16 protein-coding genes and 1 riboswitch are annotated in these 15,211 nt (G+C 48.5%); of the genes, 13 read left to right on the plus strand and 3 right to left on the minus strand.

Going from position 1 to position 15,211, the window contains the following annotated elements; translation table 11 throughout:
* Window positions 1-32: 32 nt before the first annotated feature.
* Entirely contained in the window at window positions 33-206 is a 174-nt protein-coding gene (locus tag LUCIF_RS25970) for a hypothetical protein (protein ID WP_165865894.1), read from the minus strand.
* A 233-nt stretch (window positions 207-439) separates the two neighbouring features.
* Here LUCIF_RS25970 and LUCIF_RS05140 point away from each other — a divergent pair, with 233 nt between their 5' ends.
* From LUCIF_RS05140 to purD, 9 genes are all read left to right on the plus strand, one after another.
* Complete coding sequence (locus LUCIF_RS05140; RefSeq protein ID WP_122626802.1) at window positions 440-1,276, plus strand: 2-keto-4-pentenoate hydratase; 837 nt, start codon at window positions 440-442, stop codon at window positions 1,274-1,276.
* A gap of 88 nt (window positions 1,277-1,364) precedes the next feature.
* Window positions 1,365-1,465: riboswitch (purine riboswitch) on the plus strand.
* A 164-nt stretch (window positions 1,466-1,629) separates the two neighbouring features.
* A complete protein-coding gene (locus LUCIF_RS05145; protein ID WP_122626803.1) occupies window positions 1,630-3,003 on the plus strand; it encodes an NCS2 family permease in 1,374 nt (457 codons plus the stop codon).
* A gap of 72 nt (window positions 3,004-3,075) precedes the next feature.
* Window positions 3,076-3,570, plus strand: a complete 495-nt coding sequence (gene purE, locus LUCIF_RS05150) for a 5-(carboxyamino)imidazole ribonucleotide mutase (RefSeq protein ID WP_122626804.1) — start codon at window positions 3,076-3,078, stop codon at window positions 3,568-3,570.
* Between the two features lie 23 nt (window positions 3,571-3,593).
* Window positions 3,594-4,307, plus strand: coding sequence for a phosphoribosylaminoimidazolesuccinocarboxamide synthase (gene purC / locus LUCIF_RS05155; RefSeq protein ID WP_122626805.1), 714 nt, complete (start codon window positions 3,594-3,596; stop codon window positions 4,305-4,307).
* Window positions 4,308-4,339: 32 nt separating this feature from the next.
* Window positions 4,340-5,779 (plus strand): amidophosphoribosyltransferase, encoded by a 1,440-nt coding sequence (gene purF / locus LUCIF_RS05160; protein ID WP_122626806.1) that lies wholly within the window; start codon window positions 4,340-4,342, stop codon window positions 5,777-5,779.
* Window positions 5,780-5,809: 30 nt separating this feature from the next.
* Window positions 5,810-6,883 carry a phosphoribosylformylglycinamidine cyclo-ligase gene (gene purM / locus LUCIF_RS05165; RefSeq protein ID WP_122626807.1) on the plus strand — a complete coding sequence of 358 codons (1,074 nt, stop codon included), beginning with the start codon at window positions 5,810-5,812 and terminating at the stop codon, window positions 6,881-6,883.
* On the plus strand, window positions 6,876-7,532 hold the full coding sequence (purN, locus tag LUCIF_RS05170; protein WP_122626808.1) for a phosphoribosylglycinamide formyltransferase: 657 nt from the start codon (window positions 6,876-6,878) through the stop codon (window positions 7,530-7,532). Before purM ends, purN begins: the two co-directional genes overlap by 8 nt.
* Entirely contained in the window at window positions 7,507-9,048 is a 1,542-nt protein-coding gene (gene purH, locus LUCIF_RS05175; RefSeq protein WP_122626809.1) for a bifunctional phosphoribosylaminoimidazolecarboxamide formyltransferase/IMP cyclohydrolase, read from the plus strand. The genes purN and purH overlap by 26 nt, the downstream gene beginning before the upstream one ends.
* Window positions 9,049-9,076: 28 nt before the next feature.
* The gene (gene purD / locus LUCIF_RS05180; protein ID WP_122626851.1) at window positions 9,077-10,351 is read left to right on the plus strand and encodes a phosphoribosylamine--glycine ligase; all 1,275 of its coding nucleotides are present in this window, start codon (window positions 9,077-9,079) and stop codon (window positions 10,349-10,351) included.
* Window positions 10,352-10,390: 39 nt separating this feature from the next.
* On the opposite strand, the gene LUCIF_RS05185 is transcribed toward purD, so the two are convergent.
* Window positions 10,391-11,281 carry an IS3 family transposase gene (locus tag LUCIF_RS05185; protein WP_122626810.1) on the minus strand — a complete coding sequence of 297 codons (891 nt, stop codon included), beginning with the start codon at window positions 11,279-11,281 and terminating at the stop codon, window positions 10,391-10,393.
* Complete coding sequence (locus LUCIF_RS27270; protein ID WP_122626811.1) at window positions 11,230-11,568, minus strand: helix-turn-helix domain-containing protein; 339 nt, start codon at window positions 11,566-11,568, stop codon at window positions 11,230-11,232. Before LUCIF_RS27270 ends, LUCIF_RS05185 begins: the two co-directional genes overlap by 52 nt.
* A 139-nt stretch (window positions 11,569-11,707) precedes the next feature.
* On the opposite strand from LUCIF_RS27270, the gene LUCIF_RS05195 reads away from it, so the two are divergent.
* The 4 genes from LUCIF_RS05195 (at window position 11,708) to LUCIF_RS05210 (ending at window position 15,190) form a co-directional block, all read left to right on the plus strand.
* Window positions 11,708-12,331, plus strand: a complete 624-nt coding sequence (locus LUCIF_RS05195) for a TetR/AcrR family transcriptional regulator (protein WP_122626812.1) — start codon at window positions 11,708-11,710, stop codon at window positions 12,329-12,331.
* A 332-nt stretch (window positions 12,332-12,663) separates the two neighbouring features.
* Window positions 12,664-12,897, plus strand: coding sequence for a hypothetical protein (locus LUCIF_RS05200; protein ID WP_122626813.1), 234 nt, complete (start codon window positions 12,664-12,666; stop codon window positions 12,895-12,897).
* 3 nt (window positions 12,898-12,900) lie between these two features.
* Window positions 12,901-14,715 (plus strand): cobalamin-dependent protein, encoded by a 1,815-nt coding sequence (locus LUCIF_RS05205; RefSeq protein WP_122626814.1) that lies wholly within the window; start codon window positions 12,901-12,903, stop codon window positions 14,713-14,715.
* 16 nt (window positions 14,716-14,731) lie between these two features.
* Window positions 14,732-15,190, plus strand: coding sequence for a DUF6917 domain-containing protein (locus LUCIF_RS05210; protein ID WP_122626815.1), 459 nt, complete (start codon window positions 14,732-14,734; stop codon window positions 15,188-15,190).
* Window positions 15,191-15,211: the final 21 nt, after the last annotated feature.

Here is a 15,211-nt window from a genome sequence, read left to right on the forward strand (position 1 = left end):
TTTTTATGGGACCCTTCGGGCCCTGTTAATTTCTAACGATGCGGCACCCTTCGGCTGGTAATCAGATGCTTGATCTTAGGAAGGGAATCCGATACAAACGTCACCCGGCCGCAAGAACGGCAATGCGTTGTACCATACATCGTATGTTCCAGGTCGGTTTCGGGACATTTATGAAGGCCGTGCCAAATCCAGGCGAAAAAACGCATCGACTAACCCCCCTTAATTGAATATACTATATTGTAATTTAGAAAGTATACTTGTAATTATAAAGAGATCCGGAACGGGAATCAAGGGGATGGGTGTGCGTAAATTTTACCTGTCAGACAGGTTTAGGTTACTAGGCAGAAAAAAATTGGGTTGTATGGCAGGATTTACCTAGCCGGTGCCGAAACTATAATTCGGAATATTATAAATATTTGGAATGATAGGGGTGGTTATTTTGAAAAAGATCTGGGTTCAATGCGGTTCGGCGTTGCTGGTATTGTTAATTACAGTCACTGTTTGGGGCAAAGTACCGGAGATGTCGTCAATTTTACTCCAGGCCCATAACGCGAAACAACCCATCCCCGTGCTTTCCCGCTTTTATCCCGACCTGGACGTAAAAACAGCCTATGAGGTCCAGAAAAAGTTTGTTACCCGGCAGTTGGCCGGTGATGCCATCGGCGGGTTTCAAGCCGGACTGACCAACGAGAATTCCCGGAAGCAGATTGGCTTTCCAAGTCCCATCGCCGGTGTTTTATACCGGTCCGGCCAAAAGGAAAACAATGTTGTGATTCACGCCGCCGATTTTCGCTGTCCGGCCATTGAAACCGAAATCGCCTTTACAATTAGCAAACCGATTGTAAAAAAAATCAGGACCAAAGAAGAACTAAAGGAATATATACAGGCCGTTCTGCCGGTAGTTGCACTGACTGAACAGGGATTTGCCGATAACAAGAAAGTTCGGGGTGTGGATCTGATTGCCGCCAATGTGTCTGCCGTCCGTTATATTACCGGAAGGGCTAAAATGCTCAATGACATCCAGGACCCCAATGCGGTTAAAACGGCGTTATTTCATGCAGGGCAGCGCATTAACGAGGGTATGGGCTTAGATGCCATGGGAGACCAGTGGGAAGCCGCTTTATGGCTGGTGAACCGTTCCGTGGAGCAGGGGTGGAATCTGCAACCCGGCCAGATTTTGTTAACCGGAGTGCTCGGGCAGGCCGTCCCGGCAAAAAACGGCCGATATATGGCTGACTATGGTGAACTGGGCCGGATTGCATTTACCATTCAATAACCTGCGCGAAAATCCGAACATTATAAATAAAATATGAAGTAAAGTTCATTTTTTCATTGACATGCCGTAAAAGCTGCTGGTACAATGTAAATGTAATTTTTATATTGCTCGTATAATTTTGAGAATATGGCTCAGAAGTCTCTACCGGTAACCGTAAATTACCTGTCTACGAGTGAAAAGGCCCACCTTGTATTATTATTGAAGAAGATAAAACCGGGGGGAATTTCGCTCATTTTCCTGAAGAACGAAATTCCCGGAACCCGGTTTTCTTTGTTTTTGGGGGTGAAGAGGAAAGCAAAGTGGGTTAGAAATAAAAGAGAAAAGTAAAAAGGAAAAAGAGGAGAGAAACAATCATGTTGGAGAAGTATTTTGCGCTTAGTGCACGCAAGACTGACGTGAAAACGGAAATTATGGCCGGCATTACCACATTTATGACTATGGCCTACATACTTTTTGTGAATCCCAGCATTTTGGGAGCAGCGGGTATGGATAAAAACGCTGTTTTGTTAGCTACGGCCATTGGTGCCGGACTGGTGACGATTATGATGGGATTGGTTGTGAATTATCCCATTGCTTTAGCGCCCGGCATGGGACTGAACGCTTTTTATGCTTTTACGGTTGTTTTAGGTATGGGGGTATCCTGGCAGGTCGCCTTGGGAGCCGTATTTATTTCCGGTATTATTTTTATAATCTTGACAGTAACCCAGATTCGCCAGCTGCTGGTGGAAGGAATGCCGGCTTCGTTGAAGCATGCAATTACAGTTGGTATTGGTCTTTTCATTACTATTATCGGTCTTAAACTTTCCGGTCTTATGTCTATCCGTTTGTCGCTGATCCCGTCCACTTTGGCCAAAATTGTGGCTGCAAAAGGAAATGGTACGCCCTTGTCCTTCGAAACGATCATTGAAATGGGCAAGCTGGCTGATAAAGATATTTTGTTGACAATTTTTGGTCTTGTTTTAATAGCCGTTTTAATGGCCCGCCAGATCAAAGGCTCTATGCTGCTCGGTATTTTAATTACCACGATTGTCGGTATCTTTATGGGAGTGGTAAAAATCCCTGCCGGCTTCTCGCCGGTTGCTATGCCCGATTTCAGTAGAAATGCCTTTTTTGCTCTGGATATTGCCGGCGCGATCCATATGGGACTTTTGACGATTATTTTTACGTTCACTTTTGTGGAATTGTTTGATACCATGGGTACGTTAGTCGGTACGGCTACCAAGGCGGGTATTATGGATCCGAAGACAGGCAAATTCCCCGGTATTGGCAAAGCCATGCTGGTTGATGCGACCGGCGTTAGTCTGGGCGCATTATTGGGTACCAGTACGCTTACGGCGTTTGTGGAAAGTGCTGCCGGTATCGGTGCGGGCGGCCGTAGCGGACTAACGGCGGTTGTCTGCGGCATCTTGTTTCTTCTGGCTCTCTTCTTTTCGCCTCTGGCCGGACTGATTCCCGATGCCGCCACGGCACCGGCCCTGATTATTGTCGGCGCGCTGATGATGGAAGGCGTGCGCAACATTGATTTTTCAGATTTTACGGAAGCCCTGCCGGCTTTTTTGACCATTGTTATGATGCCTTTTACTTACAGCATCGCCAATGGCGTTTCCGCCGGTCTGGTTATTTATCCTCTGATGAAAGTTATCACGGGCCGGGCCAAGGAAGTCCACTGGATTGTCTATGTACTGGCCGTTCTGGTCATCGCCCGGTTTGTATTCCTTAACGAATAGCGGAAAAACTAAACCCAGATATCAAGGTGAAAACCTGGATATCTGGGTTTACTAATCAGAAAGGAGAATAGTATGAAAATTGCTATTATTATGGGCAGCGACTCAGATTTGCCGGTTTTGGAGCCGGCGGTCCGCTTGTTAACGGAGTTTCAGATCGCAACAGAGGTCGTCGTCGCTTCGGCGCACCGGACGCCGGCGAAGGTGCAGCAATTTGCCGCCGGGGCGCGCGAACGCGGCGTAAAAGCCATCATTGCCGCTGCGGGAGCGGCAGCGCATTTGCCCGGTGTGATTGCCAGCTACACTACGCTGCCGGTTATTGGTGTACCGGTAAACAGCACATCCGTTGGCGGACTGGATGCATTACTGAGTATTGTTCAGATGCCTTCCGGCATTCCGGTAGCTACCATGGCGATCAACGGAGCAAAAAATGCGGCTTTATTCGCCATACACATGCTGGCGGTGGACAACCCTGAACTGGAGGCCAAACTGCAGGCTTACCGGCGGCAAATGGCGGAAGAAGTAGAGAGTAAAGCCAATACGGTGCAACAAAAATTAAATAAATTATAAGCCAAAGTAAGGAGGGTCCATGAATGAACCAAGAACCTATATATGAAGGGAAAGCCAAAAAAATATTTACCACCCAAAACCCGGATGAATTGCTGGTGTATTTCAAGGATGACGCTACCGCTTTTAACGGTGTGAAAAAAGGGACCATTGTCAACAAAGGGATGCTTAATAATAAAATATCTACCTTTTTCTTTGACTTGCTGGGCAAGAACGGGATACCGCATCACTTTATCCGGATGTTGAATGACCGGGAAATGCTGGTTAAAAAGCTAGACATTCTGATGGTGGAAGTGGTGGTACGAAACATTGCCGCCGGTAGCCTGGCAAAACGGATCGGCTGGGAAGAAGGCCGTAAACTCCCCTGTACGGTAGTAGAAATGTATTATAAAAATGACGAATTAGGAGATCCCCTGATTAATGCTTATCATATCAAGGCTCTTAATTTAGCTACGGACGAACAGATCCGGATTATGGAAACGTATGCTCTCAAAATTAATGACATTTTAACCGATTACTTAAAAAACAAAAAATTGGCATTGATTGACTTTAAACTGGAATTTGGCATTCATAAGGGTGAAGTTCTGCTGGGAGATGAGATTTCTCCCGATACCTGCCGCTTCTGGGATACGGAAACCGGTGAAAAACTGGATAAGGACCGTTTTCGCCGGGACCTGGGTGATGTGGAAGACGCCTACGAAGAGGTATTGTTCCGGTTAACCGGGGAAACCGTAAAATAAAGAAATCTTAAGATCTGGAAGGAGTACATGGCGTGTATTACGAAAAAGACAGCGACAAGCTGCGTGAAGAGTGCGGTATTTTCGGCATCTATTCCCGGCAGAATAATGTGGCTTTAAGCACCTATTGGGGCTTATATGCGCTGCAGCACCGAGGCCAGGAAAGCGCCGGCATTGCTGTCACCGACGGTTGCCATATGGATTTGCAGCGTGGCATGGGCTTGGTCGGCGAGGTGTTCCGTCAGGGAATTCCCGGTTTGAAAGGGCACATTGCCATCGGGCATGTACGCTATTCGACTACCGGTTCCAGTTTGCTGATGAATACGCAACCCTTAACGGTTACCTATTCCGGCGGTAATATCAGTCTGGCTCATAACGGTAACCTGACAAATGCCCGTGAACTAAGAGCGGAGCTGGAGAAGAAGGGTAGTGTCTTTCAAACTTCCATTGATAGTGAAGTCATTGTCAATTTGCTGGCCCGCTCCGGTAAAAAAACACTGGAAGATAAGGTGGTCGAGAGTCTGTCCAGAATTCATGGCGCCTATTGTCTGGTGATTATGACCGAGGACAAGCTGATTGGCGCCAGAGATCCACATGGGTTTCGTCCGCTGTGTGTCGGCCGGCTGAACGGTGGCTGGGTAATTGCGTCGGAATCTTGTGCTCTTGATACGGTGGGCGCCGAGTTTGTACGCGATGTGGCACCGGGAGAAATGGTGGTGGCCGATGATACGGGGCTGCATTCCTATCAAATTTCTGCGGGAGACAAACGGGCTTTGTGCGTGTTTGAATATATTTATTTTGCCCGGCCGGACAGCGTAATAGACGGACAGAGCGTCTACCAGGCACGGCTGGCCATGGGCCGGCAACTGGCGAAAGAAAGCGGCTATCAGGCCGACATTGTGATATCCGTACCGGATTCCGGTACGACTGCGGCACTGGGATTTAGTCATGTTTCCGGCATTCCTTTTTATGAAGGGTTAATGAAAAACCGCTATATTGGCCGTACTTTTATCCAACCGGAACAAAAAAACCGCGATTTGGGTGTGCGTATTAAATTAAATGCTGTGGAGTCGGTCGTGAAAGGCAAGTCTGTTGTTATGGTGGACGATTCGATCGTCCGGGGAACGACGAGCGGTAAGATCGTGCGGATGCTCAAAGATGCCGGCGCGACCAGCGTGCAGATGTGTGTAAGTTCACCGCCGATCGGTTTTCCTTGTTTCTACGGCATTGATACGTCGGTCCGTAAAGAATTGATTGCCGCTACCAAGAAGACGGAAGAAATCCGTCAATTTATTGGCGCCGATGCCCTTTATTATTTATCCTTGGAAGGATTGCATAAATCCATTGCCAATATTCCTCCCGATACCATGTGTTATGCCTGTTTTAATTCGGAGTATCCGGATCAGACGCCGTGCGGCGGTGATTGCGGCACCAATAAATTTATTTTTGAACAAAAACCGGTGCTAAAATCGTAATGCGATCAATGTAGAAAGTTTTTGAGGTGAATGATGGAAAAAAAGCCGAATCTCAAACAAGGTGTTACCTACCGGGATGCCGGTGTAGATATTGATGCCGGTAACCGGGCCGTCGATTTAATGAAACAGCATGTCCGGGCCACATACCGTCAGGAGGTATTGGGCGATATTGGCGGTTTTGGCGGCTTGTTTGCTTTGAATCAGCATAAATATAAACAGCCTGTACTGGTTTCCGGCACGGATGGAGTCGGAACCAAGCTTCGTATTGCCCTGATGATGGACCGGCATGATACCATTGGACAGGATGCCGTGGCCATGTGTGTGAATGATATTCTGGTTCAGGGAGCGGAGCCGCTGTTCTTTTTGGATTATCTGGCGGTTGGCAAACTGGAGCCGGTGAAAGTGGCATCCATTGTCGGCGGTGTAGCCCGGGCCTGCCGTGAGTCCGGCTGTGCGCTAATTGGCGGGGAGACGGCGGAAATGGCGGGATTCTATGCCGACGGCGAATATGATATTGCCGGATTTGCCGTAGGCGTTGTGGACAAGGAGCGGATTATTACCGGCGCTGCAATTTGTCCCGGTGATGTAATACTCGGATTGCCGTCAAGCGGACTCCATTCCAACGGTTATTCGCTGGTACGGAAAATCTGCTTTGACGTCATGGGGTTTGCTGTGAACACGTATATCGAAAAATTAGGCAAAACACTGGGTGAGGAATTATTAACACCGACCCGGTTATATCCCAAAGTATGCTTGCCGCTTTTGCCGGAATTCACTATCAAAGGGATGGTGCACATTACGGGCGGAGGATTTTACGATAATATTCCCCGGATCTTACCGGACGATTGTTCCGTGGAGATTGATACGGCCCTATGGCCCCAGCCGCCTATCTTTGCAATGCTTCAGCAATGGGGCAGCGTGGCGTGGCCGGAAATGTACCGCACTTTTAATATGGGAATCGGCATGATGCTGATTGTGACTGCCGGACAGGAAGACTTAATCCTCCGGTATTTAAAAAGCCGCGGTGAAGCCGCCTATAAAATTGGCCGGGTAGTTAGCGGAACCAGGGAGGTCGTCCTGAAAGGAGGCATTTTCGGTGTCTAAAATCATTCTGGGAATCCTGGTATCTGGACGGGGCAGCAATTTACAGTCTATTTTAGATGCCATCCATGCAGAACGTTTGAATGCCAAAATCGGGGTGGTTATCAGTGATAATCCGGAGGCAAATGCCCTCAAACGGATTGCCGGCTTTGATATCCCGGGGGTCTGTATTGAAAGAAAAAACTTCACTGCCAAACAGGATTTCGAAAAGGCGATCGCCGATGAGCTCAACATTCATCATGTTGAATTGGTTGTGCTGGCGGGATTTATGCGGATCTTAAGCCCCTATTTCATTCAACGCTGTTTCGGTAAAATCATGAATATCCATCCGTCCTTGCTGCCGGCTTTTCCCGGGCTGGATGCCCAGCAGCAGGCGCTTCAATACGGAGCGAAAGTATCCGGCTGTACGGTTCATTTTATTGATCAGGGCATAGACACGGGCCCCATCATTTTGCAAGAGGCGGTGCCGGTTTTGGAAGAAGATACCGTCGAGACGCTGGCAGAGCGGATTCTGCACGTGGAACACATTTTGTATCCCCGGGCCATTGGATTGTATTGTGACGGACGTCTTTGCACCGAAAACCGCCGGGTACGGATTTTGCAAGAAGTAGAAGGGAAGGGTGATGATGAAAATGAAACGGGCCTTGATTAGTGTATCGGATAAAACCGGTATTGTGGAGTTTGCCAAAAAATTGCATGCCTTAGGGATTGGGATTGTATCCACGGGCGGAACGATGAAAGTTCTGCGGGAAGCAGGCATTCCTGTAACTTATGTCAGTGATGTGACCGGATTTCCGGAAATCATGGACGGCCGGGTCAAAACCCTGAATCCTTATATTCACGGGGGGATTTTGGCGATACGGGATAATGAGCAGCATAAAGCGCAAATGCGGCAGCATGGAATTCAGGGTATTGACATGGTCGTTGTAAACCTGTATCCGTTTCGCCAGACCATTGCCAAGCCGGATGTGACTTTGCATGATGCCGTGGAAAATATCGATATTGGCGGACCGGCTATGGTGAGGGCGGCGGCCAAAAATTTCCGTTACGTTGCCGTGGTTGTAAATCCGGGCCGTTATGAACAAATATTGCAGGAACTCGGCGGACAGGGGGAAGTTTCGCCGCGCACGCGCATGTTGCTCGCCCGGGAAGCCTTTCAGCATACGGCCGAATATGATGCTGCCATCAGTGGATATTTATCAGGGCAGCTGGGAGAAGGGATTTTTCCCGCAACGCTGCATAAAATCTGGGAAAAAGTGCAGGACTTGCGATATGGGGAAAATCCGCATCAACAAGCGGCATTTTACCGGGATAAGTACGCGCCGGCTCATGGAATCGCTTATGCAAAACAGTTGCATGGCAAGGAATTGTCCTTTAACAATATTGTCGACGTGGAAGCAGCCTATGCGATCGCCGCGGAATTCGAACAACCGGCCGCTGCGATCATAAAACATACCAATCCCTGCGGCACCGGAACCGGTGCGAGTCTGGACGAAGCCTATGCCAAGGCCTATGAGGCGGATTCTGTTTCAGCGTATGGGGGGATTGTCGGCTTAAACCGTCCCGTGGATTTAGCGGTAGCGGAAAAAATCGGCGAAATTTTTCTGGAAGCCGTGATTGCTCCGGGGTACGAGCCGGAAGCAATGCAAGTTCTGACGCGCAAAAAGAATATTCGCTTGCTGGAAGCGCCTTTATTGACGGGGAGTTCCCGGATGATGGATATCAAACGCGTATCCGGCGGTATCCTGTTGCAGGAAACGGATCGGTATGACGCCGTACAAAACGAGATGAAAGTAGTAACCAAACGGTGCCCTACCCCGGATGAATGGGAACAGCTTTTATTTGCCTGGAAAGTGGTTAAACATGTAAAGTCGAACGCCATTGTGATTGCCGGCAATAATCAGACCTTTGGCGTAGGGGCCGGACAGATGAACCGGGTAGGAGCCGCGGCGATTGCGTTAGAGCAGGCCGGGGAGAAAGCCCGGGGGGCGGTTTTGGCATCGGACGCTTTTTTCCCGTTTCAGGATACGGTGAATGCGGCTGCCAAGGCCGGGGTTACGGCCATTATTCAGCCCGGTGGTTCGGTGCGGGACGAGGAATCCATTCAGGCGGCGGATGAGCAGGGGATTGCCATGGTATTTACCGGTGTACGCCATTTTAAACATTAAGCGCTATTTTGAACGTGAGGTGTTTTGTTTGCGGATATTAGTTGTTGGCAGTGGTGGCCGGGAACATGCGCTGGCCTGGAAACTGTCTTTAAGTCCCCGGGTAGCGGAAGTTTACTGTGCGCCCGGTAATCCCGGAATTGGGAAAATTGCCCGGTGTGTGAATATTGATAGTAATGACCGGGAGGCACTATGTGCGTTTGCGATAAAAAATAAAGTGGATTTGACCGTGGTTGGGCCGGAAGTACCTCTGGTTAATGGGATTGTCGATTATTTTACCGCCCGGGGACTTAGAATTTTCGGACCCTCCCGCCAGGCGGCCCAAATTGAAGGTTCAAAAACGTTTGCCAAGGAATTGATGCAGAAATATCATATTCCTACGGCTCAGTTCCGGGTATTTTCCCGGGCGGAAGAAGCCAGGCAATATGTTGTCCGGCAAGGGGCCCCGATCGTTATAAAGGCGGACGGACTCGCTGCCGGTAAAGGGGTCGTAGTGGCCATGACGCTGGAAGAGGCGCTGGCCGCAATTGACAGGATCATGCAGGATGCGGTGTTTGGCGAGGCGGGGCGCCAGATCGTTGTGGAGGAATATTTAACCGGCGAAGAGGCCTCTTTGCTGGCGTTTACCGATGGCTATACTGTTTCTCCCATGGTGGCCGCTCAGGACCACAAACGGATATTTGACCACGACCGGGGCCCCAATACAGGCGGAATGGGCGCTTATGCCCCGGCGCCGGTTGTTACGCCCGCGATTCAGACGAGGATTATCCGGGAAATTTTACAGCCCACGGTGGATGCTATGCGCCAGGAAGGCTGCATTTATCAAGGTTGTCTCTATGCCGGACTGATGATTACCCCGGAAGGACCCAAAGTGATTGAATTTAATGCCCGATTTGGCGACCCGGAAACCCAGGTTGTTTTGCCTCTCCTCGATTCTGATTTGGTGAATATTATGGAGGCCTGTCTGGATGGAAAACTTCACACGGCCGACATTGTTTGGAAAGAGGAAGCGGCCGTTTGTGTAGTGCTGGCAGCGGGAGGGTATCCCGGGTCCTATGCTCAGGGCGATGTCATTCACGGATTTGAGAGGGCTGAAGCCGAGGGGGCCTGTGTGTTTCATGCCGGTACAAGACAACAAGACGGACAAATTGTTACAGGGGGAGGCCGCGTTTTGGGAGTTACGGCAAGTGCGGCGTCAATTTCCCTGGCGGTTGAAAGAGTGTACAAAGCGGTTGGTAAAATCAGTTTTACCGGGATGCAATACCGGACCGATATTGCCTATCGTGCGTTGCAAAGAGCCAGGTAATAATTTGAACTGACCCCAAAAAGTTAGACAAAAATTAAATTAAGCAGCCGAGAGGGCTTGTTGTCTGTGAGAAGCAGGCGGCAAGCCCTTTAGCTTTGCCTTGATCCGTCGGTGATTGTAGTATTCGAGATAATCGATAAGTTCGGCTTTGAAGTGCTCTATCGAATCAAATTCTTGCAGGTATAACAGCTCGCTCTTAAGCAGACCGAAGAAGTTCTCCATTACGGCATTGTCCAAGCAGTTGCCCTTCCGGCTCATACTCTGCCGGATGCCCTTGGTCTTGAGCATCCCCCGATAGTGTTTATGCTGGTATTGCCATCCCTGGTCAGAGTGGAGAATGAGGTTTGTATTGTCCGGGATGTGGGCAAATGCCTTGTCTAGCATGGAAGTCACCAAAGACAATGCCGGTCTGGCTGAAATGGTATAGCTAATAATATCCCTGCTATACAAATCAAGAATTGGAGACAGATATAACTTTTGCCCAAACAAGCTGAATTCAGTGATATCCGTAACCCATTTTTGATTCGGCATCGCTGCCTCAAAGTCACGATTCAGCAGATTCGGTGCAACCTTACCAACTTCTCCTTTATAGGAGCGATACTTTTTCATTCGTACCCTACACATGATTCCCAGTTCCTTCATCAAGCGTTGTACGGTTTTATGGTTGATACAACAGCCACGGTTATGTAATTCCAGTGTAATACGCCGATAGCCCAACCGACCACGGTTTTGATGGTAAATATGCGTGATTTGTTCCTTGATGTTGCTGTATTTATCAGGTTTCATCCTCAGTTTAGTGTAATAGTAATATGTTGAGCGTGGAATTCCAGCCAACTGCAACAGCGCCGTAATCTTATATTTCTGCCTCAGCTCCCAGACTACTTGCGCTTTCTGTTTTGCTGTTCCTCTTTGAAAACTAAGGCATTCAATTTTTTTAAGTAATCAATCTCCATTTTCAGACGCTGATTTTCTGCCAGTAAATCTTCTTCCACTTGTTTCGGCAATGTTGCAGGACGCCCTGTGCTTTTGCGTCCTCTGCGATCCACATACAGCGATTCTGCCCCTTCTGTAAGATAAACTCGCTCCCATTGCTGTATTTTACTTCGACCTTTGATTCCGTATTTTTTCATAGCTTCGTTATAGCTGATGTGATTGTTTAATACGTCTTCTACAACACGTTGTTTGAATTCACCGCTGAACAGTTTCCCTTTTGGCATAAAAACACCCCCAAAGTTATTTCAGTATACCATACTGTCTAACTTTGGGGGTGCAGTTCAATTCCCGGGCTCTTTTTTTATTTGACACCGTTTCCGGGAGTTTCTATAATGAATATGTATAATCTTTCTGGAGGCGCTTATGAATTATATTCGGGAGAGTACGGGTTCGGAGGATTTACGCACGAAGCGCCAGCATATTCTGGATGCGGCGTATGTTGTTTTTTCCCGCAAAGGGTACCATAGGGCAACGGTGGATGAAATTATTGCTTTGGCGGATACGGGGAAAGGGACAGTATATAATTATTTTGTCAACAAAGAACAACTGTTTTATACGTTGATTATGGAAAAAAGCGCACCCTTTGAAGCAGCTCTAATGCAACTGGTTGCTGCAAAGGAGCCGGCTCTGGAAAAAGTAGAAAAAGCAGTCAAATTATTTTTACACTTTTTTATGGAAAATGGTGATTTGTGGCGGGTAATGATGCATGAAATCCGCGGGTTGAGCTGTGAAAAAGCTTCCGGTTTGAAAGAAGGCCAGAAAGAAAAATACCAGGACTGGTTTAACCGGACGATTGGTGCTCTGGCTCAGATTTTGCAGGATGGAATTGCCCAGGAAACGATCCGGGATTGCGATGTTACCAAGTCGGCTTATGGTCTTTTTAGTGTTATTCTGATGATGGTATTTCAAAAGTTTGTCGGTGACGACATTAGCGGCATGGCCCATATGACGGCAGATATTTTTTTGTATGGAATTGCTAAAAAGTAATTATTTTTATAACGCAGATTGACTGGTTAGTCGATTTCTGGAAAAATCGTTTTTAGCTGTATGACTAAGAACGTCCAATAGCATGCGCAAGCATGCTGTTTTTTTTATATAGTTTCTTCTGCGCCCTGAGCCCTGCACCACGAGCCGAAAAACCGCATCAGCGGTTTTTCTTGAATTTTTTTCTTAAAATTTTAAATTTTCTATCATTTATAGCAGGAATTGAATCCTCTAGCGAGAATATTAACAATTAGCTCATCAAAGATGAGCAATTAAAATCGTTTTATTTACTCATCTTTGATGAGCGTACGATGAGACAAGTAAGGAGGGAAGGAATGGACGAGCCGTTAAAACGGGTTATGGATGCAATAGATGTGGAAACGTTTTTTGTTTGTTCCAATGAGGAGAGTGGACGAAGTTTAATGCTTGCACTATTACGTGGCTGGGGATTCAAGGATGTAGACATTGTTTTTGCCCGCTTTGAAGGGCCGGGAGTGAGAGTACGGGGAAGAGCCTATGTACATCGTCCGGCAGATAAATACGGCTGGCTGAAACCGGAGGGAGAATAAACCATGAGCGTTTTACTGGCACCGTTGGATCCGGTTCACGATATTGGACTAAAAATGATTGCCAGAGAACTGGAATGTGCCGGTTATCATACGATGTTATTACCGCCCGATTTAGCGGCGGAAGAAATCCTGGAACAAGCATTGCACGACGGTGGTGTGAGAACGCTGCTTTTAAGCCGTACCCTTGGTTACGGCGTGGGGGAGCTGTTGGGACGGTTTATTGACATGGCTGATGCCGCGGGAATTCGCAGTCGGGTCAGGATTGCCATCGGTGGTATGGCGATCCGGGCGGAACTGGCGGCGGAACTTGGGTTTGACGGCGGCTTTGGCCCGGGAACGAACCCTGAGGAAGTGGTGGCTTTTGTAGCGGGGCGCGAATATAAACCGGATGTGGTGCGTTCAAAAAAGGGCAAGACCGATATGACAGTCGGCTATGATTATGCCTATCTTCATGCAGCCATTGGCAAACAATTGGAACAGATAAGCGACAGGATTCTGGCCTGGGTGAAAAACAAGACCTCGCCGGGAGTCGAACGGGCCCGTTTACGGGACGAAATCTGGGATGTAAATGTTTGGCGGCGGCGGGAGGGAAACAGCCGTTTGTTTGAGCAGTATTCCGCTTTATGCAGTGATATACCAGGCAAATTTTACAAGACGGGGGAACTTCATCCTAAAACCAGACGGTTAAACCGGCAGGAGATTGAGGGGTTGGAGCGATATCTTGCCGCGATAAGGGCGCAGGTGGGCGGAGAGGGGCTGCAGCATGGCCGTAAAAAGCCGCTGGTATTTAATCAGTATGGCACAGGCTGTCCCTTCATGGATATCGGCCATATTTTAGCCAGTGAAGCCTGGGGGGTGGACGGAGTCGTTCATTTTGACCCTTCCTGGGGAGCGCGAACGGAAGGATTTCTGGACGGTGTTCTAACTCACCAGGAAGACGGTACCGTCATTACTCCCGCTAATTTGAACCGGATCCGGTCGGCGCTGCAACCGTCGACCTTATGGCAAGTGAGAGCGCACCGCGGGTTAAATACGCCGGAAACGGTGGTTTTGGCGGGAAAACTGGGAGCCGATCTGACTAAAATCAATATTTGCTATGGTGCACTGGGAGCGGGAACGGACCCGGAACGCATGACCGTCGATGGCTATCATTCGATTTTATATGCACAAAAATATAGCTTGCCTTTCGATGTTGTGACCAACGAGGAATTATGCGGTGTTCCGGCGTACAAGGCGTTTGCGGGCATGCTGATTGTTGCGGATTTATCGGTACGGCTCGGCGCCAGGCCGATTCTGCAGCCATTGTTTGCCTATTCACCGGAAGTTATGATCCATGGTTACATGACCGATAATTATGTGGATTTCAACGCAGCGAAAATTACGGCTCTGCGTTCGATTATTAACGCTCCCATATGGCCTGGTGCGCCCATTGGCTTTCTGACCCATACGGAAGACCGTGTTCAAGCGGCTATGACGACGGCCCTGCATGCCTGTCTGGCCGCGTCTCTGGAAGTCGATGCGATTTCCATTGCCTCCACTGATGAGGCATACTCAGGCGGGCCAATTTCCGTTCCGGCTAAGATCGATACGTTACAAGCTGTAAAAGAAGGGTTCCGGTTTTTGGGACAAACCAGGATCCAACCCGGTCCCAAGGCAGCCGAACAGGCAGAAGTGATGGTGGAAAGGATTGGACGCGTACTGGACGAGGTTATCGACTGCGGCAATTTTGTAGAAGCTATGCACCGCGGAATTTTAGGCAGCAGGCAAGAAGGGGCCTATCCCGGACGAATCGGCAGGGACTCAGTTAAAACATTGTAGGAAGGGAGCGATTCTGGTGAAAAAAGACCCCTACGCTGACGGAAAATTTGCGGTGAATCCTTATTTTAAAAAGAGTGATGTTACGGGGGCTCTCGTTGTCGTACTTGACGGCAGGATGAATAACCGGGGACTGGAATTGATTATTCCCATCTCCCGCTGTGTTGTTAAAGACGTAGTTCATGAGTTGATCCTGACGGACGAAGAAGAGGCTTCACCGGGTGAGCAGGTCAATCGGATTGCTTATTTAGGATTTATTACTTTGGAAAATAGCGGCGTCCTTGTTCAGGGTGACGAGGTACATATGAATGGTAGGATGATTGGCCATTTGGCCGGTTTTGATGAAACCCATATGCCAAATCATCTGAACCTGGTTATAAGAACCGGGCACTTGTTTACCGGTGCCGAACTGAACGCAGAACCGGGCATGAAAATCACCTTTCATTTACCGGCGAAAGAGAGGAGGGAAACGCAATAAAGGGCGGCAGCTTTTTCCTAA

It is taken from the genome of Allolucifera butyrica (assembly GCF_900476375.1).
GTDB classification, from domain to species: Bacteria; Bacillota; Negativicutes; order Sporomusales; family UPPP01; genus Lucifera; species Lucifera butyrica.

Coding starts and splice junctions, on each gene's coding strand:
- LUCIF_RS25970 (WP_165865894.1), bottom strand. CDS start 206: ATGCGTTTTTTCGCCTGGATTTGGCACGGCCTTCATAAATGTCCCGAA.
- LUCIF_RS05145 (WP_122626803.1), top strand. CDS start 1,630: ATGTTGGAGAAGTATTTTGCGCTTAGTGCACGCAAGACTGACGTGAAA.
- purE (WP_122626804.1), top strand. CDS start 3,076: ATGAAAATTGCTATTATTATGGGCAGCGACTCAGATTTGCCGGTTTTG.
- purC (WP_122626805.1), top strand. CDS start 3,594: ATGAACCAAGAACCTATATATGAAGGGAAAGCCAAAAAAATATTTACC.
- purM (WP_122626807.1), top strand. CDS start 5,810: ATGATGGAAAAAAAGCCGAATCTCAAACAAGGTGTTACCTACCGGGAT.
- purH (WP_122626809.1), top strand. CDS start 7,507: ATGAAAATGAAACGGGCCTTGATTAGTGTATCGGATAAAACCGGTATT.
- LUCIF_RS27270 (WP_122626811.1), bottom strand. CDS start 11,568: ATGCCAAAAGGGAAACTGTTCAGCGGTGAATTCAAACAACGTGTTGTA.
- LUCIF_RS05195 (WP_122626812.1), top strand. CDS start 11,708: ATGAATTATATTCGGGAGAGTACGGGTTCGGAGGATTTACGCACGAAG.
- LUCIF_RS05200 (WP_122626813.1), top strand. CDS start 12,664: ATGGACGAGCCGTTAAAACGGGTTATGGATGCAATAGATGTGGAAACG.
- LUCIF_RS05205 (WP_122626814.1), top strand. CDS start 12,901: ATGAGCGTTTTACTGGCACCGTTGGATCCGGTTCACGATATTGGACTA.